Origin of the sequence: Kribbella sp. NBC_01510 (assembly GCF_045040325.1) — a bacterium.
Classification (GTDB): domain Bacteria; phylum Actinomycetota; class Actinomycetes; order Propionibacteriales; family Kribbellaceae; genus Kribbella.
In genome coordinates this window covers 2,598,390-2,620,483 of record NZ_CP109418.1, presented here as the reverse complement: position 1 = coordinate 2,620,483, position 22,094 = coordinate 2,598,390, and the positions used below count along the sequence as shown (strand labels likewise).

Sequence of the window (22,094 nt, the reverse complement as noted above, 5' to 3'; positions counted from 1 at the left end):
GGGCGCCCTCTCCGGAGCGACCCGCACGCTCAAGCGGTTGCAGCCACGCGCTCTGCCGGTCGAGAACAAGCGAAGCGAGTCGAACGCGCGGCTGCACGCGATCCTGGACGAGATGGGCTACCTGCCGGCCGGCGAGACGCTGGACCACAACGCGCTGTTCCGGCCGGAAAGCTTGCTCACGGCATCAATTGGCCGCCGTTGACCTCGATGATCTGGCCGGTGACGTAGGAGGCCATCCGGTCGGAGGCCAGGAAGAGGATGGTGCCGACGCACTCGTGCGGGGTGCCGGTGCGCCCCATCGGGATGGTGGCGATCATCGCGGTCATCTGCTCGTCGCCGGTGTGCCGATCGTGGAACGGGGTCTTGATGACGCCGGGTGAGATCGCGTTCACGCGGATGCCCTCGGGGGCGAGTTCCTTGGCCAGGCCGCGGGTGAACGTGCTGACGGCGCCCTTGCTGGTCGCGTAGACGACCGAACCGCCGCCTCCACCGTGCCGGCCGGCGATCGAGGTCACGTTCACGATCGCGCCGCCGCCCTGCGCGCGGAACACCGGCACGATCCGGCGGCTGAGCGCGAACACCGAGGTCAGGTTCACGTCCAGGATCCGGTGGAACTCCTCGTCCGGTACGTCGGCCACCGGCGACCGCTTGACCAGGTCACCGGCGTTGTTCACGAGCACGTCGATCCGGCCGTGCTGCGCGAGTACGTCGTCGATGAACGCGTCGGCCGACTTCGAGTCGGCCAGGTCCGCCTGGTGCAACGACGCCGTACCGCCGGCCGTCTGCACCGCGCCAACGGTGTGCTTCACGCCCTCCTCGTTGCGGTGGTAGTGCAGCGCGAGCGTCGCCCCGGTCTCCGCGAATCCCACCGCCGCAGCAGCCCCGATCCCGCTGCTGGCGCCCGTCACGACCACGACCTGATCCCTGAAATCCAGATATCCCATACGCCCTATCCTCTCCTAGTGCCACGCACCGTTCTGATTGCCGTGCATGTCGCCTGGCCGGCCGGGATCCTCCTGCTGCGACTGATCACGAGGGTCCGCCGCCGGTGCCTGGCGGCTGCTGGCATCGGGTGGCTGGCTGCGGTCGTGGTGGCGACCACAGCCACGCCGACCTCTCGGGCACTGCCGATCGGGCTCATCCTCGGAGCGGGGATCGCAATCGGCGGCTGCCTCGCGACAGCGCGCGGGGTGACGTTCACCTGGGAGCAGCAGCAGACGTACTGGGCGTACGACGGGAAGATCCCACCCGGCGATCGGCTCGTGGAGGTCCTGACCGGGCTGGTAGGGCTCATCGGCGTGATCGCGCTGGCTTGAACGCGCCGTGAGCGCAGTTGCCATTGGTGGGTGGGCGGTAGATTCGATGGATGGGATACGCGCTCGGGGAGCTGGGGCTGCGGCGGTGGCGGACGGCTGACGCGCTGCGGCTGGCCGCGGCTCACCAGGATCCTGAGATGAGAACCCAGGGCGGGATCGTGGACCGGGCGTCCGCGGTGGACTGGATCGGCCGCGTCGCGGACCTGGACAACGGGCATGTGTACGCCGTCGCCGATGCCGACGACCACCCGATCGGGTGCGTGGCCGTGACGAACATCGACCGCCACCAGGTGGGCTGGACCTGGTACTGGACCCTCGCCGACGTCCGCGGCCACGGCGTCGCCCGGGACGCACTCCGCGCCCTCGCGGACTGGGCCCACCACGACGCCGGCCTCTACCGGCTTGAGCTCGGCCACCAACTCAACAACCCCGCGTCCTGCGCGGTCGCGGCCGGCGCGGGCTTCCTCTCCGAGGGCCTCGAACGCCAACGCCTCGCGTACGACGGCTCCCGGTACGACGTGGAGCGCCACGCCCGCCTGATCACGGACCCGCTGACCCCGCCCGAGCGCCCAGTCTCCATCAGCGTCTGATATCCGCCCTGGTTCTGCGACCCCGCAACAAGGACTCGCGGGTCAGCACCTGGTCGACGGTCCGCTCGATCAGGTCGTGGCCGACGACAAGGTTGGGGGTGCTCGTCGCCGAGGGCAGCAGACGAGCTCGACTGCCGAGTCATCGACAGGCTGATTGGCGGTGAGCAGTCGAGGTCGATCAGGCGGCGTTGCCTACCCCGTTCTCCTCCCGAGAGCCGTGTGATGTTTCCCCTTGTGGATAAGGGCTTTCGGGGCTCGGCGATTTGCCGCAGCTCGATGGCGATGCGTAGAATCGAAGACATGTTCGAAGGAGATCTGGCGACGCTGTCGACGGCCGACCTGCTGGAGTCGGCCGTCGAGTGGCGTGCCGTGGGTGTCCGGGCCGATGTCCGGGTCCTCGAGGTCGCCTTGGTCTATGCCGATCGCTTTCACCCTGACGCGGGCCCGGTCCGCCCGGGCCGCCGTTCCTGCGACGGCCGCGAACGCGCGGTGGTTTTGGGTGGTGACGGGTGTCCGGAGGTCTTGGAGTTCGCGGTCGCGGAGTTCGCGGTGGTGCTGGGGATCTCACCCCGGGTCGCCGCGGACTACCTGGGGCAGGCGTTGGCGTTGCGGCACCGGTTCCCGTTCACCTGGGCGCGGGTCCTGGCCGGTGAGGCGACCGCGTGGAAGGCGTGCCGGATCGTGGCCGACTGCGTGAAGCTGTCCGCGGACGCCGCCGCCTACGTCGACCAGCGGATCGCACCCCTGATCGATTCGATCACCCCGTACCGGTTGGACAAGATCGTGAAGGCCGCGAAGATGCACGCCGATGCCGATTTGGCGCGGGCCGAGGCCGCCGAGAAGGCCCGCGAACGGGGTGTGTTCGTCGGCCGCGCGGATGAGCACGGCACCAAGACCATGTACATCAAGGCCGCCGCCGGTGCAGTGATCCGGACCAAGGCGACCCTCGACGCGATCGCCGAGGCGTTGAAGACCTTCGGCGACACCCGCCCGGTCCAGCATCGCCGCGCGGACGCGGTCGGGATCATCGCCGACCCCCGTTACACCCAAGAACTCCTCACCCAGGCCCGCCACCACCACCTCACCACCCCAGCACAGGACACAACGGCCCCGGACCCCGCGGGGCCGGACGCCGCCGGGCCTGTGAGCACGAGCCCTCGGGGTGCGAGCCACCGGGGCACCGGGTGCCCCGAGGCCGGTGACGACGATCGTCCTCACGCGACCACCGACCTGGCCCGAGCTGATGTCGACCACCAGGTCGACTCGGGCCACGGCATCGCTGCCGCGGGGGCGAGCGGGATGCCCGGCGCGGGCTCGGCATCCCGGAGGGGTGACGAGGACCGGACCAAGAGACACGACGAACCCGGCCCGGACGACGAGGCCGACCGCGACGCACCCCACCCCAGCAGCGCCCTGCCCGACCCCCTCGACACCCCCGACACCGTGCCGATCGAACCCTTCGACCCCTCCGACCCCGGCCTACACCTCGACCCCGACGACGGCCGGCCCCTGAACGCCGCCGCCCGCCGCGCCCTGCACGCCCGCCTCGCCCAAATCAAACAAGACGCCTACACCACCCACGCCACCCGAACCGGCGCCGACCGCGCCGATAGTCCCGACCGTACCCGCGGACGGGTACGTCCGGGCCAGACCCAGATCTATGTCCACCTCACCGACCACACCCTGGCCACCGGCACCGGCGTCCTCCGCGCCGAAACCATCGGGCCCCTGCTCGCCGACCAACTGGCCGACCTCATCGGCCACGGCCCCTACACCGTCAAACCCGTCATCAACCTCAACGACGCCATCAGCGTCGACGCCTACGAAATCCCCGACCGGATCCGCGAACGCATCAAACTCACCCACCCCGTCGAACTGTTCCCGTTCGGCACCCAAGAAACCCACCGCGGCATGGACCTGGACCACCTCCAGCCCTACGACCCCCTCGGCCCACCAGGCCAAACCAGCACCACCAACCTCGCACCGCTCGGCCGGTACGGCCACCGGGTCAAGACCCACGCCCACGGCTGGACCGTCCGCCGCCTCGACCACCAGACCCTGGAATGGACCACGCCCCACGGCTTCGTCTTCCATGTCACGCCTACCGGCACTTTCAGGGCGATACCAGGATCACGATCGCAATAGCCGGCGCCGCGTTCAGCCCCGCCAGACAGGTCAACAGAACTGTCGGAGGCCGCGGATACGGTCCGATTGTGGACACCCATCCCGCGCTCGATGTCGTACTGACCGACGATCCGATCGACGCCGAGGTCGCCGTCGTCGCGGATTCGCTGGACGAATTCAACCTCAGCGCGAGCGGGGTTCAGGACCGACGGGCACTGGCTGTGTTCGTGAAGGACCCCTCGACCGGACGGACCCTCGGCGGGTTGACCGGCCGGACCTCGCTGGGGCTCTGGTTCGTCGATCTGCTCTATCTGCCGGATGCGCTACGCGGGTCAGGCCTGGGGAGCAGGATCCTTCAGGAGGCAGAAGCCGAGGCACGGGATCGGGGCTGTGTCAGCGGCGTCGTCTACACGATCAACTTCCAGGCGCCCGACTTCTACAAACGCCACGGCTGGACCGAGTTCGGGCGAATCCCGAGCGACGCCGGCATCAGCCGGATCTTCCTCAGCAAGAGCCTCGGCTAGAGGAACCGCTGCGGCAGTTTGGGGTGGCGGTTGACGTCTTTGTAGAGGAGATAGCGGAAGCGGCCCGGGCCGCCGGCGTAGCAGGCCTGCGGGCAGAAGGCGCGGAGCCACATGAAGTCGCCCTCCTGGACCTCGACCCAGTCCTTGTTGAGGAGGTAGACCGCCTTGCCTTCGAGGACGTAGAGGCCGTGTTCCATCACGTGCGTCTCCGGGAACGGGATCACCCCGCCCGGCTCGAAGCTGACGATGTTGACGTGCATGTCGTGCCGGACGTCGTCCGGATCGGCGAACCGTTGCGTCTTCCATCGACCCTCGGTGCCCGGCATCTCGCGACCCTCGACGTCGGCCTCGTTGGTGACGAAGGCCGGCGGTACGTCGATGCCCTCGATCCGCTCGTACGCCTTCCGGACCAGGTGGAAGGTCGCGGTCGCGTCGCTCGTGTTCCGCAGAGTCCAGTCGCCGCCCGGCGGCAGGTAGGCGTACCCACCCGGCGCCAGCGCGTGCTTCTCGCCCGCGACCGTGAGTACCAAGTTGCCTTCGACAACGAACAGAACGGCCTCGGCGGCTGGGTCGGTCTCCGGCTTGTCGCTGCCGCCGCCCGGCGCGACCTCGACGATGTACTGCGAGAACGTCTCGGCGAACCCGGACAGCGGCCGGGCGATCACCCACAGCCGGGTGCCGTCCCAGAACGGGAGCCGGCTGGTGACGATGTCGCGCATCGTGCCGCGCGGAAGGACGGCGTACGCCTCGGTGAAGACCGCGCGGTCGGTGGTGAGGTCGGTCTGCGGGGGCAGTCCACCCTTCGGGGCGTAGTAGTTCATCGTTGTGCTCCTCGGGTCAGCAGGCGGCCACGCGGGGCCGCCTCGATGTCGACGGGGTGGCCGCGGAGCCAGGTGCTCCGGACGACACCGTCGAGCGTCCGTCCGTCGTACGGCGTGATGGCGTTCTTGTGCTGCAGGGACTTCGCGTCGACGACGAAGGTGTCGTCGGGGGCGAGGACACAGAAGTCGGCGTCGGAGCCGACCTCGATCCGGCCCTTGGTCTTCAGTCCTACCTGTGCGGACGGAGCGGCGGACATCCAGCGGGCGACATCGGTCAGGGTGAAGCCGCGGCGGCGGGCCTCGGTCCAGACGGCCGGCAGGCTGAGTTGCAGGGAGGCGATGCCGCCCCAGGCGGTGCCGAAGTCGCCGGTGTCGAGGTGTTTGAGGTCGACCGTCGACGGCGAGTGGTCGGAGACGATCATGTCGATCGTGCCGTCGCGGAGCCCTTCCCAGAGCAACTCACGGTTGGCTGCTTCGCGGATCGGGGGGCAGCACTTGTACTGCGTGGCGCCTTCGGGGATGTCCTCGGCGGTGAAGGTCAGGTAGTGCGGGCAGGTCTCCGCGGTGATGCGTACGCCGGTGTCGCGGGCAGTGGCGATCCTGGGCGGGATGTCGGCGCTCGAGACGTGCAGGATGTGGACGCGGCAGCCTGACCGGCGCGCGAGCTCGATGACCTCGACGACGGCGGTGTTCTCGGCCACGCGCGGGCGGGAGCGCAGGAACGCGGGATAGCTGGCGCCGTCCGGCGGCGGCGCCTGATCGATCCGGTGAGCGTCCTCGGCGTGCACGATCAGCAACCCGTCGAACTCGCTGATCTCGGCCATCGCGTCCTCGAGCTGACTCTGGTCCAGCGGCGGGAACTCGTCGACGCCCGAGTGCAGCAGGAAACACTTGAAGCCGAAGACGCCGGCCCCGTGGAGTGGGCGGAGCTCCGGGACATTGTCCGGGATCGCGCCACCCCAGAAGCCGACGTCGACGTACGCCTGAGGCTGCGCGGTCTTGCGCTTCAGCTCGAGCGCCGGGAGGTCGCAAGTCGGCGGGATGCTGTTGAGCGGCATGTCGATGATCGTGGTGACGCCGCCCGCCGCGGCTGCTCGCGTCGCGCTGGTGAAGCCTTCCCACTCGGTCCGACCTGGGTCGTTGACGTGGACGTGGGAGTCCACGAGGCCCGGGAGCAGCACCTCGTCGTCGGCTAGCTCTACGTGCCGCTCGGCCGCGAGGTCGGCGTCGTACGGCGCGATCGCGACGATCCGCCCGTCGCGGACCCCCACGGCAGAGGCCGTCTCCCCCGCGGCACGCACCACCCGGCGGGCCCGGATCAGAAGGTCCAGCGCGCTCATGCGATGCCCCTCTCACTTGCAGTCATCGTAGGTGCTCCCTCGCGATCCACTCCCCAACCCGCTCCAGCAACGGCGCGGGCTCAGCAATACACCGCCGTACGTCGGGCTCCAGGTCGGTGAGCGCGTACGCCGCAACCACGCCAGCCGCTCGTAGTTGCTCGTGGTCCAACCGGTTGACCCCACACACCGCAACCACCGGGATCCCGAGTGCTGCCGGGGAAACAGAGGCTCCAGGTGCCCCGGCGGAGCCAGGTGCTCGAGCGGAGCCGGGTGCTCCGGCCGACCCGGGAGCGGAGCCGGGTGCCCCGACCGAGCCACGTACACGGGCGGCGGCTGCGGCTGCGGCTATGCCGGCTACGGCTTTGCCGTGCAGGGTTTGCTCATCGAGGGCACCTTCCCCGGTGATCACCAGATCCGCACCAACGAGTTGCTCGCGGAAGCCCACCAGATCAAGAACCAGCTCGATCCCCGGGCGGAGGTCGGCATCCAGGAGCGCGAGCGCGGCGAAGCCCACCCCACCTGCTGCTCCAGCGCCCGGCGCGTCGCGCAGGTCGCGGCCGGTCTCGCGGGCGACGAGGTCGGCCCAGCGGGTGAGTGCGGCGTCGAGATCGGCTACCTGCTCGGGGGTGGCGCCTTTCTGTGGGCCGTAGACCGCCGCGGCACCCTTTGGTCCGGTCAGCGGGTTGTCGACGTCGCACGCGACGACGATCTCCACTCCGCGAAGCCGTTGGCGGAGTGCGGGCAGGTCGAGAGACTCGGTCCCGGTGAGGGCGTGGACCAGGCCGGCGCCGCCGTCGGTGGACGCGCTGCCGCCGATGCCGAGGATCACCTTCCGGCAACCGGCATCGATGGCCGCCGCGATCAGCTGGCCGGTGCCGTAGGAGGTGGCGGTCATCGGAGCCGGCCGGCCGCCGGGAAGTCGGACCAGACCGGAGACATCGGCCAGCTCGACGACGGCGACATCGTCACGACCGCCAGAGCGACCGAAACCGCGTGGAGCACCGCGGTCGGCGGATGCGCGGCGGCGGGCGTAGGCGGTGTGGACTGGTTCGCCGGTTGGGCCGGATGCGGTGACCGGCACCAACTGGAAGCCGGCGGCGACGGCGGCGGCCAAGGTGCCGTCGCCGCCGTCGGCTACTGGGATCGCGACCACGGTGGCGTCAGGGCGGACCCGCCGTACGCCCGCATCGACCGCGGCGGCGACCTCCGCGCTGGTCAGGGTGCCCTTGAACTTGTCGGAGGCAACGATCACCCGGGGTGCCGGCATCAGTCGAGCAGCGCCAGGGCGGTGGGCGCGTCCGCGGGGACCTCGGCGAGGTCCTCGAATTCGGTGATGTTGTCGATTTCGAGGCCCATGGAGACGTTGGTGATCCGTTCGAGGATGATCTCGACGACGATCGGGACCTGGTGTTCGACCATCAGCTTCTTCGCCTGCTCGAGGGCGGGGAGGATGCCATCGGGCTCGAAGACGCGGAGGGCCTTGCAGCCCAGGCCTTCGGCGACCTTGACGTGGTCGACGCCATAGCCGTTGAGTTCCGGGCTGTTGATGTTCTCGAACGAGAGTTGCACGCAGAAGTCCATGTCGAACCCGCGCTGCGCCTGCCGGATCAACCCCAGGTACGAGTTGTTCACGACCACGTGGATGTACGGGATGTTGAACTGCGCCCCGACCGCCAACTCCTCGATCAGGAACTGGAAGTCGTAGTCACCCGACAACGCCACCACCATGCTGTCCGGATCCGCGACCGCGACCCCCAGCGTGGCCGGCACGGTCCACCCGAGCGGACCCGCCTGGCCGGCGTTGATCCAGTGCCGCGGCCGGTAGACGTGCAGCATCTGCGCGGCCTGGATCTGCGACAACCCGATCGTGCTGACATACCGGACCTCAGGCCCGAACGCCCGATTCATCTCCTCGTAGACGCGCTGCGGCTTGATCGGCACGACGTCGAAGTGCGTCTTCCGCTGCAACTCCGTACGACGCTTCCGGCACTCGGCCGCCCACGCGGACCGGTCGGCCAGGCGGCCTTCCAAAGCCCTCTCCCGCGCCACCTCGACGAACACTTCCAGCGCGGCGCGAGCATCGGACACGACGCCGTAGTCCGGCGCGAACACCCGCCCGATCTGCGTCGGCTCGATGTCGACGTGGATGAACTTCCGCCGGCCCTGGTACACCTCGAGGCCGCCGGTGTGCCGGTTCGCCCAGCGGTTGCCGATGCCGAGCACCAGATCGGAGGCCAGCAGGGTCGCGTTGCCATAGCGGTGCGACGTCTGCAGCCCCACCATCCCGGCCATCAGCGGGTGGTCGTCCGGCAGCACGCCCCACCCCATCAACGTCGGCACGACGGGAATCCCGGTGAGCTCGGCGAATTCGACCAGCAGGTCGGCCGCGTCCGCGTTGACGATCCCGCCACCGGCGACGATCAGCGGCTGCTCGGCGGCGGCGAGGAAGGACAGCACCTTCTCGGCCTGCGCCCGGGTCGCGGCCGGGCGCGACACCGGCAGCGGCTCGTAGGTGTCGATGTCGAATTCGATCTGCGCTTGCTGCACATCCACCGGCAGATCGATCAGCACCGGCCCCGGACGGCCCTCACGCATCACCTGGAACGCCTTCTGGAACGTCCCCGGCACCTGCGCCGCTTCCATCACCGTGACCGCCCACTTGGTGACCGGCTTGGCGATCGAGGCGATGTCGACGGCCTGGAAGTCCTCCTTGTGCAGCTTGGCGACCGGCGCCTGGCCGGTGATGCACAGGATCGGGATCGAGTCTGCCGACGCCGAGTACAGGCCGGTGATCATGTCGGTCCCGGCGGGCCCCGACGTACCGACGCAGATGCCGATGTTGCCGGCCTTGGCCCGGGTGTAGCCCTCGGCCATGTGCGAGGCGCCCTCGACGTGACGGGCCAGCACATGCTTGATCCCGCCGTGGTTCTTCATTGCGCTGTAGAAGGGGTTGATCGCGGCGCCGGGCAGCCCGAACGCCTGCGTGGACCCTTCCTTCTCCAGGATCAGGACCGCGGCGTCGACCGCGCGCATCCGGGTCATCAGCCGATCTCCTTTCCGGACAGGCGCTCCACGCCACGCAGCAGCGCGGAGTGGTCGAGACCGCCGTCACCGTTGACCCGAGCTGACGCGACCAGCTGCGCCACCAGCGCACCGAGCGGTACGACGACACCCGCCTCACGCGCGGCGGCCGTGACGATGCCCATGTCCTTGTGGTGCAGGTCGATCCGGAAGCCCGGCTGGAAGGAGCGCGACAGCATGTTCTCCTTCTTCTGGTTCAGTACGGCGGAACCGGCCAGCCCACCACCGAGGACTTCCAGGGCCGCCTTGGTGTCGACGCCGTACGCCTCCAGGAAGATGACAGCCTCGGCCACGGCCTGGATGTTGGCGGCGACGATCAGCTGGTTGGCGGCCTTGACCGTCTGGCCGGAGCCGCTCGGACCGACGTGGACGACGGTCTTGCCGACGACGTCGAACAGCGGCTTGGCGGTGGCGAAGTCGTCGGCCTCGCCGCCGACCATGATCGACAGCGCGGCGTTCTTGGCGCCCGCCTCGCCACCGGACACCGGGGCGTCGAGCAGCCGGAAACCGAGCGCCCGCGCCTGCTCGGCGAGCTGCTGCGTGACGTCGGGCCGGATGCTGGAGAAGTCGATGATCAACGTGCCGGTCTCGGCATGCTGGAAGACACCGTCCTCTCCTTCGAGGACGTCCTGGACGTCGGGCGAGTCCGGCACCATCACGCAGATCACGTCCGCGCCCTTGACCGCGTCGGCGATCGAACCGGCGGCCCGGCCGCCGGCGTCGACGAGGGTCTGGGTCCGCTCCGGGCTGCGGTCGAGCCCGGCCACGGTGTGACCGGCGTTGGCGAGGTGAACGGCCATCGGGTTCCCCATGATGCCGAGGCCGATGAAGGCGATGTTCGTCATGTCAGTCTCCTGGTCAGCGGCGCTCGTACGGGAGCCACGCGAAGCTTTCGTCGGTGCTGGTGGACGGCTTGTACTCGAGCCCGACCCAGCCGTCGTACCCCTGCGCCGCGAGGGCGCTGAGCTGCTGGTCGAGCGGGAGGGTGCCGGTGCCGGGCTCGTTGCGGCCCGGCGCGTCGGCGATCTGCACGTGCCCGACCCGGTCGGTGTGCTCCGCGATCACCCGGTCGACGTCGTCGCCGTTGACCGCGAGGTGGTAGAGATCCGCGAGCAGGCCGAGGTTCGGTACGTCGTACGCCGCCTGGACGCGATCGATCACGGCCAGGGCGTCGGCCGCGGTCCGCAGCGGGTACTGGTCCGCACCGCTGACCGGCTCGACCAGCACCGTGGCGCCGATCCGGGCCGCCGCGCGGGCGGCCAGGGCGAGGTTCTCGACCGCGAGCTCGTCCTGCTCGGCCTCGGTGTGAGCGTTGTCCCGGTTGCCGTAGAGGGCGTTGAACCCCTGGGCGCCGAGCCGCTCGCCGATGCCGACGGTGACCTCGACGTTGTCCCGGAACTCACTCGACCGCTTCGGCCAGGACACCAGGCCGCGGTCGCCGCCCGGCATGTCGCCGGCGAAGAAGTTGAGGCCGGTCAGCTGGACGCCGGCATCCGCGATCGCGGTGACGAACGCCTCGACCTGCCGGTCCGGCGGCACCGCCTCGACGAACGGCCACCAGAACTCGACGGCGCTGAAACCGGCGCGCCGGGCGGCCGCGGGCCGCTCCAGCAGGGGCAGCTCGGTGAACAGCAGCGAGCAGTTCACCGTGTGGCGCAGTGGGTGGCTCATGGCAACTCCATGTTTTCCGTATTGCGGAAGTCAAATTCTGTTCTGCGAAATGACCATAAGGCGGTCGTGTCGAGACCGTCAAGCACCCGGCCGAGCCGACAGGCAGCCGGCCGCGAGCGCTGTCTCGCGTACGGGCGCGCGTTGTACGTTCCTCTAAAGACCCCGGATCTGGAGGAGGTGCGTCGTGCTGCTGTCCGAACTGCTCGACGCACCGGAGCTCGGGCTCCGCCTCCTGCACTCCGCCGGCGGTGCGCTCGACCGGCCGACCGGTCGCCTCGTGACCACGGACCTGCTCGAACCCGGCCGCTACCTGAACGGCGGCGAGGTCGTCCTCACCGGCCTGGTCTGGCGCCGGCGACCGGCGGACAGCGAACTGTTCGTCGCCTCGATGGCCGGCCGGGGTGCCGCCACGATCCTGGCCGGCAAGGCGTTACTGGGCGAAGTCCCGGACGACCTGCTCGCGGCCTGCCGCCGGCACGAGGTCACCCTGATCGAAGTGCCGATCGAGATCGCGTTCGCGGACGTGACCGAGTACGTCGCCGCCGCGGGGTCGGCCGAGACCGGAGCCCGCCTGTCCGCGAGTCTGGTCCGGCAGCGCCAACTGCTGTCGTCGATCGCGGCCGGCCGCAGCCTCGACGAGCTCGCGGCCCGGATCTCCGCCGAGATCGGCCACGACTGCCGCGTGCTCACGTCCACCGGGCGGCACGTCGTACCCGGGCCGGGTGAGCTGGACGCCGAGACGCTCGACGTGGTCACGCGGCGGTTCCTGACCGCCGATCGCACACCGGCGGTGGCCGAGGCCGGCGGGGCGTCGTACAGCCTGTTCCCGGTGGGATCGGGGCTCGGCAATCGGCTCACGGCCTGGGTGCTGGTCATCGAAGGGGACCACACGCAGTGGTCCCACGACCATGTCGAGGCCGTGCACGAGTTGTGCGCCATCGCTGCGCTGGACCGAGCGAGGCGCGACGAAGGGCGACGGGCACTGCGGCCGCTGGTGGCTGATGCGCTGGCGTTGGTCGAGTCCGGGGCGCCGCATGCGGAGGTCGCCGTACGACTGCGGCAGGCCGGATCCCACGCGGAGCGGCCGATGGTCGTCGCGGTGGCCGAGCTGCGGGACGACGGACCGAGCGAGGTCGCGCTCAGCCTGTTCGAGGACGTCGCTCTCACCGTCGGTCCGGCGGTGGTCGCGCCTGGCCGCGACGGCTTGCTGGTCGGGTTCCTGCCGTTCGTACCGGGGTTGCCAGAGCAAATGCGGCGGGCCTTCGGGCGACTCGCCCCCGGGCTCGTCCGGGCCCGGCTCGCGGTCGGCATCAGCGGCGAGACCACGATCGACGCGCTCACCGGTGCGCTCGAGGAGGCCCGCTTCGCACAGCGCGCGGCCGGGGCGGGACGCGCGCCAGTGTCGGTGGTCACCTCCGACGAGGTCGCGTCGCATGTGCTCCTGCTCGCCACGCTGCCTGATGACGTACGGCGTACCTACACGCACCGGGTCCTCGGACCGGTGCTCGAGAACGATCGCCGTACGCATGCCGACCTGCTCGCGACGCTGCAGGAGTTCCTCGCCTGCTCGTGCTCCTGGTCGCGTACGGCGGAGTCGCTGCATCTGCACGTCAACACGGTTCGCTACCGGATCGAACGCGTGGAGCAACTGACCGGACGCGATCTGTCGCGGCTCGAGGACCGTGTCGACGTGTTCCTGGCCCTGAAATCGCTCTGATTGTGTGATCCTCCAAAGCCGGCGTTCATCAGCGGTTCAACTTCGGAGGTTCATCGGGTGCAATCCCGGCCGCGCTGAGCAGATGCTGGCGTGCAGGTCAAACCTGCCGACGCCAAGGAGCGTGTCCCGATGAAGGCCACCCTGCGACCGAGCCGCCGTGCCAGCCGCCATCCAGTCGACGAGGTCCTGCCGGTCGGCAAGCTCGCGGTGTACGGCACGCAGCACGTCCTCGCGTTCTACGCCGGCGCCGTGATCGTGCCGATCCTGCTGGCGAACTCGATCGGGCTCACCACCCAGCAACTCATCCACCTGATCAACGCCGACCTGTTCACCTGCGGCATTGCCTCGATCATCCAGTCCGTCGGATTCTGGAAGGTCGGCGTCCGGTTGCCGCTGCTGCAGGGCGTGACGTTCACGGCAGTGTCGCCGATGATCGCGATCGGCCTGGCCGCCGGCGGCGGGACGCAAGGCCTGCTCGTCATCTACGGCGCGGTCCTAGTCGCCGGTCTGGCCACCTTCTTCATCGCGCCGTTCTTCAGCAAGCTGATCCGGTTCTTCCCACCGGTGGTGACCGGCTCGGTGATCACGATCATCGGCCTGGCGCTGCTGCCGGTGGCGGCCGGGGACGCGGTCGGCGGCGCGGGCCCGACGGCCGACCCGACCAGCGGGAAGAACCTGGCGTACGCGCTCGGAACGCTCGGGTTGATCGTGCTGATCCAGCGGGTCTTCAAGGGCTTCATGGCGACGATCGCCGTCCTGGTCGGCCTGGTCGCCGGCACGATGGTCGCGTGGGCCTTCGGCGACACCCACTTCGGCGCGGTCGCCGACTCGGCCTGGGTCGGTGTCACCCAGCCGTTCTACTTCGGCTGGCCGAAGTTCTCGATCGCGGCGATCATCTCGATGGTTGTGGTCATGCTGATCACCGCGGTCGAGACGACTGGTGACGTCTTCGCGACCGGCGAGATCGTGGAGAAGCGGATCGGCAAGGACGACATCGCCCGCGCGCTGCGGGCCGACGGCCTGGCCACCACGATCGGCGGTGTCTTCAACTCCTTCCCCTACACGTGTTTCGCGGAGAACGTCGGCCTGGTCCGGCTGACCCGGGTCCGCAGCCGCTGGGTGGTCGCGGCCGCCGGCGGGATCATGATCCTGATCGGCCTGGTGCCGAAGGCCGGCGCGGTCGTCGCGGGCGTCCCACACCCGGTACTGGGCGGCGCGGCGCTGGCGATGTTCGCCACCGTGGCCGTGGTCGGCATCCAAACCCTGGCCAAGGTCGACTTCCACGATCACCGCAATGTCGTCATCGTCGCGACCAGCCTCGGCCTGGCCATGTACGTCACCGCGCAGCCGGAGGTCGCCCAGGCCGTCCCGGGCTGGGCCGAGATCATCTTCGGCAGCGGCATCACGCTGGGCAGCCTGACCGCGATCGGTCTGAACATCCTGTTCCACCACGTCGGCAAGGACTACGGACCCGCGGTCGCCGGCCAACCGGGCGACTCGATCCGGCTGGACCAGGTGAACAAGATGAGCCGCGACGAGTTCGTCGAGACCTTCGCCGGCCTGTTCCAGGGTCCGCGCTGGGCGGTCGAGCGGGCCTGGGACATGCGGCCCTTCGCCGACACTCACGCCCTGCGTCGTTCCTTCCAGGAGGCTCTGTTCTCCGGCTCGCACGACGAGCAGCGCCAGCTGATCGAGGCCTATCCGCAGCTCGGTTCGCAGTTCGTCGCCGACGGCCTCAGTGGCGAGGCGTCGCTGCGGGACCAGTCGGACAAGGGCCTTACCTTCCTGGCAGATCCGGACCGGGACGAGCTGGCCGCGATCACCGAGGCGTACCGCGAGCGGTTCGGCTTCCCGCTGGTCATCTCGGTTCGGGACGCGAACTCGTTCGACCGGATCGTCGAGCAGGGCCGCGAGCGGCTCGGCAACTGCGAGAACCAGGAGCACGCCGCCGCGCTGCTCGAGATCGCGAAGATCGCCGGATACCGGTTCGACGACTTCCTCTCCGACGCCAACCCGATTCATAGTGCAAGAACACGCTGGAGCAGTAACCGATGACGACACAGGCCCAGACGAGACAGACATCGCGTGCACCTGCAGTGAAGGTGAACGGCGAGGACACCGCGATCGGCGATGTCGCCGTCCACACCACCGTGCTGGACTGGCTCCGCGACCAAGGCCTCACCGGCGCGAAGGAAGGCTGTGCCGAAGGCGAGTGCGGCGCCTGCTCGGTCCTGGTGGCCCGGCCCGGCATCGACACCCAGACCGAGTGGACCGCGGTGAACGCCTGTCTGCTGCCGATCGCCTCCCTGGACGGTCAGGAGATCGTCACCTCGGAGGGGCTGGGCTCGCCGGCGGCACTGCACCCGGTGCAGGAGGAGATGGCCGTCCGCGGTGGATCGCAGTGCGGCTACTGCACCCCGGGCTTCATCTGCAGCATGGCGGCCGAGTACTACCGCCCCGGGCGTACGACGTCCACCGACGGCGATCACGAACACGGTCCGAACGGCTTCGATTTGCATTCGCTCAGCGGGAACCTGTGCCGATGCACCGGCTACCGGCCGATCCGGGACGCGGCGTACGCACTCGGTGACCCGACCGAGAACGACGCACTCGCCGTACGCCGGGACTCGCCGCCACCTCCGCCTGCAGTGACCGGGATGGTGACCGGTGAGGCTGAGTTCGTGCGGCCCGGATCGCTCGATGACGTGCTGGGCTTGCTGGTCGATCGGCCCGGGGCGCAGGTCGTGGCGGGGTCGACCGATCTCGGTGTGCAGGTGAACATCTTCGGCTCCCGCCCGCCGCTGACGGTCGCGATCGACCGGCTGGCCGAGCTGCGCGAGTTCGCGTTCGGGCCGGACGAGGTCCGGCTGGGCGCCGCGCTCACACTGACGGAGATCGAGCGGCGGCTGGCCGGCCGGGTGCCGCTGCTGGCCCAGATGTTCCCGCAGTTCGCGTCCCGGCTGATCCGGAACGGCGCGACCATCGGCGGCAACCTGGGCACCGGTTCGCCGATCGGCGACACCCCGCCCGCGCTGCTCGCCCTGGATGCGTCGATCGTCCTGGCCTCGCGCCGAGGCGAGCGAGTGGTCGCGCTGGCGGACTACTTCACCGGCTACCGGCAGACGCTGAAGGCGCCCGACGAGCTGATCAAGACGATCGTGCTTCCGCTGCCGCTCCAGCCACTGACCGCGTTCCACAAGATCGCCAAGCGGCGCTTCGACGACATCTCCAGCGTCGCCATCGGGTACGCCGTCGACGTGGTGGACGGCGTCGTACGGCAGGCCCGGATCGGGATCGGCGGCGCCGCGGCCACACCGCTGCGGGCACGAGCCACCGAGGCGACACTCATCGGTCAACCGTGGACCGAGCGGACGGTCCGCGAGGCGGCCGCGGTGATGGCTGCCGAGGGTACGCCGATGGACGACCACCGCGCGAGTGCGTCGTACCGCTCGGCGATGCTCGGCCAGTCGCTGCTCCGGTTCTACTTTGCTGAGGGGGCCGGCGCATGAGTTCGTTGTCCGAACGGCCCGCGCAGGCGGTGGTCGGCGTACCACTGCCGCATGAGAGTGCCGCGTTGCATGTGACCGGTACGGCGCTCTACACCGACGATCTCGTGCAACGGACCCGCGATGTCCTGCACGCCTGGCCGGTCCAGTCGTCGCACACACATGCCCGGATCACGGCGCTCCGGGTGAAGCCGGCGTACGACGTGCCTGGCGTGGTGCGGGTGTTGACGGCGGACGACGTACCCGGGGTGAACGACGCGGGGGTGAAGCACGACGAGCCGTTGTTCCCGGGTGAGGTGATGTTCAACGGGCATGCCGTGTGCTGGGTACTCGCGGAGACGTTGGAGGCCGCGCGACTCGGGGCGCTGGCGGTGGAGGTCGAGTACGAGCCGCTGCCCTCGCTGGTGACGGTGCGCGAGGCGATCGCGGCCAACAGCTTCCAGGGCATCGGGCGGCACCTGGAGCGCGGCGAGGTGGATGCTGCGCTGGCCGGAGCAGCGCACGTGTTCCGGGGTGAGTTCGAGTTCGCCGGGCAGGAGCACTTCTATCTGGAGACGCATGCGGCGCTGGCGCTGGTCGACGAGGGCGGTCAGATCTTCGTGCAGAGCAGCACACAGCATCCGTCCGAGACGCAGGAGATCGTCGCGCATGTGCTCGGTCTGGCCAGCCATGCGGTGACCGTGCAGTGCCTCCGGATGGGCGGAGGCTTTGGCGGCAAGGAGATGCAACCGCATGGCTTCGCCGCGATCGCGGCGCTCGGCGCGACGTTGACCGGCCGGCCAGTGCGGTTGCGCCTCAATCGCACGCAGGACATGACGATGTCAGGCAAGCGGCACGGGTTCCACAGCTCGTGGACCGTTGGGTTCGACTCGGAGGGTCGGCTGGTGGCGTTGGATGCGACGCTGACCGCCGACGGCGGGTGGAGTCTGGATCTGTCCGAGCCGGTACTGGCGCGGGCGATGTGTCACATCGACAACGCTTACGAGATCCCGCATATCCGCGTGGACGGGCAGATCGCCAAGACGAACAAAACGTCGCAGACCGCGTTCCGCGGCTTCGGCGGACCGCAGGGCATGCTCGTGATCGAGGACATCCTCGGTCGGTGTGCGCCGCTGCTCGGGTACGACGCTCTGGAGCTGCGCCGGCGAAACTTCTACCAGGTCGGCGACTCGACGCCGTACGGGCAACCCGTGCGGCATGCGGACCGACTGGACTCTTGCTGGAGCCAGGTGATCTCTGGTGGGGACGTCGTGGCGCGCTCTGCCGAGATCGCGGCCTACAACGCTGCGCATCCGCATGTGAAGCGCGGGCTGGCGATGACGCCGGTCAAGTTCGGCATCTCGTTCAACCTGACCGCGTTCAACCAGGCCGGGGCGCTCGTGCACGTCTACAAGGACGGGTCGGTGCTGATCAACCACGGCGGCACCGAGATGGGCCAGGGCCTGCACACCAAGATGCTGCAGGTCGCGGCGACCACGCTCGGCGTGCCGCTGGCCCGGGTCCGGCTGGCTCCGACGCGTACCGACAAGGTGCCGAACACCTCGGCGACCGCGGCCTCGTCCGGCGCGGACCTCAACGGCGCGGCGATCAAGAACGCCTGCGAGCAGATCCGCGAACGGCTCGCGCAGGTCGCGGGCGGGCGGCTCGGCATCAGCCCGCACGATGTCCGCTTCGTCGACGGCGTCGTCCGTGGTCTGTCCGGTGACGGCGTGGAGTGGAATGAACTCGTCCGCGCCGCCTACCTGCAGCGAGTGCAACTCTGGGCGGCCGGCTTCTACCGCACCGAGGGACTGCACTGGGACGCGAACGCCATGCACGGCGAGCCGTTCAAGTACTTCGCGTACGGCGTTGCCGCGGCCGAGGTGGAGGTGGACGGGTTCAGCGGGGCTTACACATTGCGGCGGGTCGACATCGTGCACGACGTGGGCGACAGCCTGAGCCCGTTGATCGACATCGGTCAGATCGAGGGCGGGTTCGTTCAGGGGACGGGCTGGTTGACGCTCGAGGATCTGCGCTGGGACGAGAGCGACGGGGATCGACGCGGACGGCTCGCGACGCAGGCGGCCAGCACCTACAAGCTGCCGAGCTTCTCCGAGATGCCAGAGGTCTTCAACGTCCGGCTGCTGGAGAAGGCCCACGAGGATGGCGCGGTCTACGGCTCCAAGGCGGTTGGTGAGCCGCCGCTGATGCTGGCCTTCGCGGTCCGCGAGGCCCTGCGCCAGGCCGCCGCCGCGTTCGGTCCTGCCGGGACCAGCGTCGACCTCCCGTCGCCTGCCACACCGGAGGCGGTCTATTGGGCGCTGGATCGCGCACGGGGTGGTGACTCATGGAGTGGATGAAGGCTGCCCAGCAACTGCGTACGGGACGCCGGCCGGGCGTGCTGGTCACGGTGATGTCTGTCCGTGGGCACGCGCCGCGGGAGGCCGGGGCCAAGATGGTCGTTGCCTCTGACAACGTTTGGTCGACGGTCGGGGGCGGGAACCTGGAGTCGGTGGCCGTCGAGCGCTGCCGGGCGATGATCGCGGACGGTGTGGTCGAGCCCGAGGTGCTCGAGTTCGCGCTGTCGGACAAAGCGCCGTACCAGCATGGTGTTCAGTGTTGCGGCGGTGAGGTGAAGCTGCTGCTCGAGCCGTTGCCGGTGGTGCCGTCGGTGGCGATCTTCGGGGTCGGCCATGTCGGGCTCGAGCTCGCGCGGATCCTGGCGCGGCATGACATCGAGTTGCATCTGGTCGACTCGCGGCCGGATCAGCTGACCGCGTCCCGGCTCGCGGTTCTCGATGACGCGGTGGCTCAGGTGCACGTCCATCAGGTGCCTTTGCTGCCGGAGCTCGTGGTCGGCGAGTTGCCGCCGGGCACCCACGCGCTGGTGATGACCCACGACCACGCCGAGGACGCCGCGCTGTGCGACGCCGCGATCCGCAACGAGCAGCTCGCCACGATCGGGCTGATCGGATCGCAGGCGAAGTGGGCCCGGTTCCGCCGCAAGCTCGCCGAGGACGGCAACTCATCGAAGGCCATCGATCGGATCACGACTCCGATCGGGCTGCCCGATCTGCCCGGCAAGGAACCGGCCGTCATCGCCGTCAGCGTCGCGGCCTGGCTCCTGCAGCAATTCTCCGCCGAGCGGCATCCCGCGTCGGCCCGATCTGCCGAGCGTCGCTCCACGCCGGCTCAGCGTGAGGCGAAGGCATGACCATCTTCCGAGGCACCTTCCTCGACACCCCGGACAACCCGTTCACCGGCGGCAGTCTGCGGGTCGACTCCGACGCCGGCCTGCTGGTCGAGGACGGCGTCATCGTTGCCCGCGGCCCCTTTCTGGAGATCCGGCAGGCGCATCCGGCCGAACGGGTCGTCGACCTGAGTGGTGGCGTCGTACTGCCTGGTTTCGTGGACACGCACGTGCACTTCCCGCAGATTCGGGCGGTCGGCGGGCTCGGGTTGCCGCTGCTCGAGTGGCTGGATCGGTACGCGCTGCCCGAGGAGGCGCGGATGGCGGACGTCGCCTACGCGACCGGGGTGGCCGGTGAGTTCGTCCGCGGGCTCGCGGCCGCGGGGACGACCTCGGCGCTGGTCTTCGGGGCGCACTACGCCGACGCGGTGGATGCACTCTTCAACGCCGCGTCGAATGTCGGACTGCGGATCACCAGCGGACTGGTCCTGAGTGACCGGCTGCTGCGGCCGGAACTGCTGACCACGCCGGTCCGCGCGTACGCCGAATCGCTTGCCTTGGCCAACCGTTGGCACGGCGTCGGCCGGAACCGGTACGCCGTCACACCTCGCTTCTCGCTGTCCTGCACGGACGACCTCCTCGCGACCTGCCGCGAACTGATGGAGGCGGTCCCGGGCACGCTGTTCACGTCGCACGTCAACGAGAACGAGGCCGAGATCGCGACCGTGGCCGATCTGTTCGGCGGCAGCGACTACGTCACGACGTACGACCGGCACGGATTGGTCGACCGCCGCTGCGTACTCGCCCACAACGTGCACCCGACCGACGTCGAGCTCAAGACGCTCGCCCTCGGTGGCGCGACCGTCGCGCATTGCCCGACCAGCAACGCCGCGCTCGGCAGCGGGTTGTTCCCCCTCGGCCGGCATCTGCAGCACGGCGTACGCGTAGCCCTCGGGTCGGACGTCGGCGCCGGCACGGGCTTCTCGCTCCTCAAAGAAGGCCTCCAGGCCTACTTCTGCCAGCAGTTGCTCGGTGATCACGGGCTCGCCCTGACCTCAGCCCACCTGCTGTATCTGGCCACCGCCGCAGGCGCTGAGGCACTCGGCCTCGACGAGGTCGGCCACCTGAGCGTCGGCCAACGCTTCGACGCCCAACTCCTCCGCCCCGCCGACGGCTCGCCCCTCGCTGTGGGAGTCGCCCACGCCAACGACGCCGACGAAACCCTCTCCCGCATCTTCACCCTCGGCACCCCCGCCGACGTCCAAGCCGTCTGGATCGACGGCGAACTACTCCACGGTTAGCCGTCAGCAGGGACCTCCTCCAGGGGTGACCCCGACGGTCGGACGCTATTTCGGCGCTCCTGTCGTTTCCGTGGGTCTCGGCCCGCCTGCCTTTGCGCACCGATCAAGCACCGAGCCGCCGCCGCGACGCTCGACTGGTGCACACCCGGGCGGAACGACAACCATCACCAGCCGGCGCCGGCGGGCGACGACAGGCGCTGGCGCTGATGGGCAGCGGCAAGCCACAGCGGGCTCGGTCGCCGGCGGGCGGGGCCATCAAGAATTGGGTCGTCGGCAACTCGTGGGCGGCGGCGGGCGGCGGCGGCGGGAGGCGGCGGTGGGAGGGGATTTCGGGCCGGCGCAGGGAGCTTGGACAACATGTCCGCACCCCCGCCCGCCACACGGCGCCCCCGGACGGTGGAGCCGATATCCGACCGCGCGCCGGGTTGTCTGCGGGTGTCCGAGGGGAGAACCCCTCGAGCCGAGGGGTTGTCCGGGCGGTCGTGTCGTATCGGTGGCTGCTCGATCGTGGCGGGGTCGATGCCGCTGTTGCGGGGATGAGTGCGGGTGCGGACCGGAGACACTCAGCGACCCGCCGTCGGCTCACCGCGGCCCGGGATCGGAGCGTGACCGGGGCAGGACCGCGTCTGCTTGGTGAGTGCCAGCACGGCGGCATCGAGCCCGGACCCGTGGCCAATCCGGGTTCGGCCACAGCAGAGATCGACTTTGTGCACCAGATCCGTAGCCGGAGGGCCGGCGCCGTACGGATCTCGTGCACAAAGTGACCGACCAAGCCAGCCCGGCCGGGTAGCCAGGCAGCCGGGCGGGTGAGTGCGCCAACCCCGAGGCATCGAGCCCGGACCCTGGCCGAACGGGGTCGGACACGGCAGAGATCGACTTTGTGCACCAGATCCGTACCCGGAGACTGGCGCCGTACGGATCTCGTGCACAAAGT

18 protein-coding genes are annotated in these 22,094 nt (G+C 69.6%); 11 read left to right on the top strand and 7 right to left on the bottom strand.

Annotated elements, in window-relative coordinates:
* Nucleotides 1-37: 37 nt before the first annotated feature.
* Complete coding sequence (locus OG558_RS13055) at nucleotides 38-202, top strand: hypothetical protein (protein WP_405070472.1); 165 nt, start codon at nucleotides 38-40, stop codon at nucleotides 200-202.
* On the opposite strand, the gene OG558_RS13050 is transcribed toward OG558_RS13055, so the two are convergent.
* Entirely contained in the window at nucleotides 177-944 is a 768-nt protein-coding gene (locus OG558_RS13050) for an SDR family NAD(P)-dependent oxidoreductase (protein ID WP_405070471.1), read from the bottom strand. The genes OG558_RS13055 and OG558_RS13050 overlap by 26 nt on opposite strands.
* Before the next feature lie 18 nt (nucleotides 945-962).
* Between OG558_RS13050 and OG558_RS13045 the strand changes: the two genes are divergently transcribed.
* The 4 genes from OG558_RS13045 (at nucleotide 963) to OG558_RS13030 (ending at nucleotide 4,554) form a co-directional block, all read left to right on the top strand.
* Entirely contained in the window at nucleotides 963-1,316 is a 354-nt protein-coding gene (locus tag OG558_RS13045; RefSeq protein WP_405070470.1) for a hypothetical protein, read from the top strand.
* A 50-nt stretch (nucleotides 1,317-1,366) separates the two neighbouring features.
* Nucleotides 1,367-1,906 carry a GNAT family N-acetyltransferase gene (locus OG558_RS13040; protein ID WP_405070469.1) on the top strand — a complete coding sequence of 180 codons (540 nt, stop codon included), beginning with the start codon at nucleotides 1,367-1,369 and terminating at the stop codon, nucleotides 1,904-1,906.
* 300 nt (nucleotides 1,907-2,206) lie between these two features.
* The gene (locus OG558_RS13035) at nucleotides 2,207-4,051 is read left to right on the top strand and encodes a hypothetical protein (protein WP_405070468.1); all 1,845 of its coding nucleotides are present in this window, start codon (nucleotides 2,207-2,209) and stop codon (nucleotides 4,049-4,051) included.
* Nucleotides 4,052-4,119: 68 nt separating this feature from the next.
* Nucleotides 4,120-4,554: a GNAT family N-acetyltransferase gene (locus OG558_RS13030; RefSeq protein WP_405070467.1), complete on the top strand. Its 435-nt coding sequence runs from the start codon at nucleotides 4,120-4,122 to the stop codon at nucleotides 4,552-4,554.
* Here the strand turns inward: OG558_RS13030 and OG558_RS13025 are convergent.
* Genes OG558_RS13025 through OG558_RS13000 form a run of 6 tightly spaced genes read right to left on the bottom strand, consistent with a single transcriptional unit; the run spans nucleotide 4,551 to nucleotide 11,467 of the window.
* On the bottom strand, nucleotides 4,551-5,375 hold the full coding sequence (locus OG558_RS13025; protein WP_405070466.1) for a bifunctional allantoicase/(S)-ureidoglycine aminohydrolase: 825 nt from the start codon (nucleotides 5,373-5,375) through the stop codon (nucleotides 4,551-4,553). The genes OG558_RS13030 and OG558_RS13025 overlap by 4 nt on opposite strands.
* Entirely contained in the window at nucleotides 5,372-6,715 is a 1,344-nt protein-coding gene (allB, locus tag OG558_RS13020; RefSeq protein ID WP_405070465.1) for an allantoinase AllB, read from the bottom strand. The genes OG558_RS13025 and allB overlap by 4 nt, the downstream gene beginning before the upstream one ends.
* 22 nt (nucleotides 6,716-6,737) lie before the next feature.
* Complete coding sequence (locus OG558_RS13015; RefSeq protein ID WP_405070464.1) at nucleotides 6,738-7,982, bottom strand: glycerate kinase; 1,245 nt, start codon at nucleotides 7,980-7,982, stop codon at nucleotides 6,738-6,740.
* On the bottom strand, nucleotides 7,982-9,757 hold the full coding sequence (gcl, locus tag OG558_RS13010; protein WP_405070463.1) for a glyoxylate carboligase: 1,776 nt from the start codon (nucleotides 9,755-9,757) through the stop codon (nucleotides 7,982-7,984). The genes OG558_RS13015 and gcl overlap by 1 nt, the downstream gene beginning before the upstream one ends.
* On the bottom strand, nucleotides 9,757-10,641 hold the full coding sequence (locus tag OG558_RS13005) for a 2-hydroxy-3-oxopropionate reductase (RefSeq protein WP_405070462.1): 885 nt from the start codon (nucleotides 10,639-10,641) through the stop codon (nucleotides 9,757-9,759). The genes gcl and OG558_RS13005 overlap by 1 nt, the downstream gene beginning before the upstream one ends.
* A gap of 13 nt (nucleotides 10,642-10,654) precedes the next feature.
* Nucleotides 10,655-11,467 (bottom strand): hydroxypyruvate isomerase family protein, encoded by an 813-nt coding sequence (locus tag OG558_RS13000; RefSeq protein WP_405070461.1) that lies wholly within the window; start codon nucleotides 11,465-11,467, stop codon nucleotides 10,655-10,657.
* A 184-nt stretch (nucleotides 11,468-11,651) separates the two neighbouring features.
* Here OG558_RS13000 and OG558_RS12995 point away from each other — a divergent pair, with 184 nt between their 5' ends.
* The 6 genes from OG558_RS12995 to guaD all read left to right on the top strand — a co-directional run bounded on the left by OG558_RS12995 (nucleotide 11,652) and on the right by guaD (nucleotide 21,160).
* The gene (locus OG558_RS12995; protein WP_329483457.1) at nucleotides 11,652-13,184 is read left to right on the top strand and encodes a helix-turn-helix domain-containing protein; all 1,533 of its coding nucleotides are present in this window, start codon (nucleotides 11,652-11,654) and stop codon (nucleotides 13,182-13,184) included.
* A gap of 129 nt (nucleotides 13,185-13,313) precedes the next feature.
* Nucleotides 13,314-15,239 carry a 2-oxo-4-hydroxy-4-carboxy-5-ureidoimidazoline decarboxylase gene (gene uraD / locus OG558_RS12990; protein WP_405070460.1) on the top strand — a complete coding sequence of 642 codons (1,926 nt, stop codon included), beginning with the start codon at nucleotides 13,314-13,316 and terminating at the stop codon, nucleotides 15,237-15,239.
* On the top strand, nucleotides 15,236-16,693 hold the full coding sequence (locus OG558_RS12985) for a xanthine dehydrogenase small subunit (protein ID WP_405070458.1): 1,458 nt from the start codon (nucleotides 15,236-15,238) through the stop codon (nucleotides 16,691-16,693). Before uraD ends, OG558_RS12985 begins: the two co-directional genes overlap by 4 nt.
* Nucleotides 16,690-19,029 (top strand): xanthine dehydrogenase molybdopterin binding subunit, encoded by a 2,340-nt coding sequence (gene xdhB, locus OG558_RS12980; RefSeq protein WP_405070457.1) that lies wholly within the window; start codon nucleotides 16,690-16,692, stop codon nucleotides 19,027-19,029. Before OG558_RS12985 ends, xdhB begins: the two co-directional genes overlap by 4 nt.
* Nucleotides 19,017-19,883, top strand: a complete 867-nt coding sequence (gene xdhC / locus OG558_RS12975) for a xanthine dehydrogenase accessory protein XdhC (protein WP_405070456.1) — start codon at nucleotides 19,017-19,019, stop codon at nucleotides 19,881-19,883. The genes xdhB and xdhC overlap by 13 nt, the downstream gene beginning before the upstream one ends.
* On the top strand, nucleotides 19,880-21,160 hold the full coding sequence (gene guaD, locus OG558_RS12970) for a guanine deaminase (RefSeq protein ID WP_405070455.1): 1,281 nt from the start codon (nucleotides 19,880-19,882) through the stop codon (nucleotides 21,158-21,160). Before xdhC ends, guaD begins: the two co-directional genes overlap by 4 nt.
* Nucleotides 21,161-22,094: the final 934 nt, after the last annotated feature.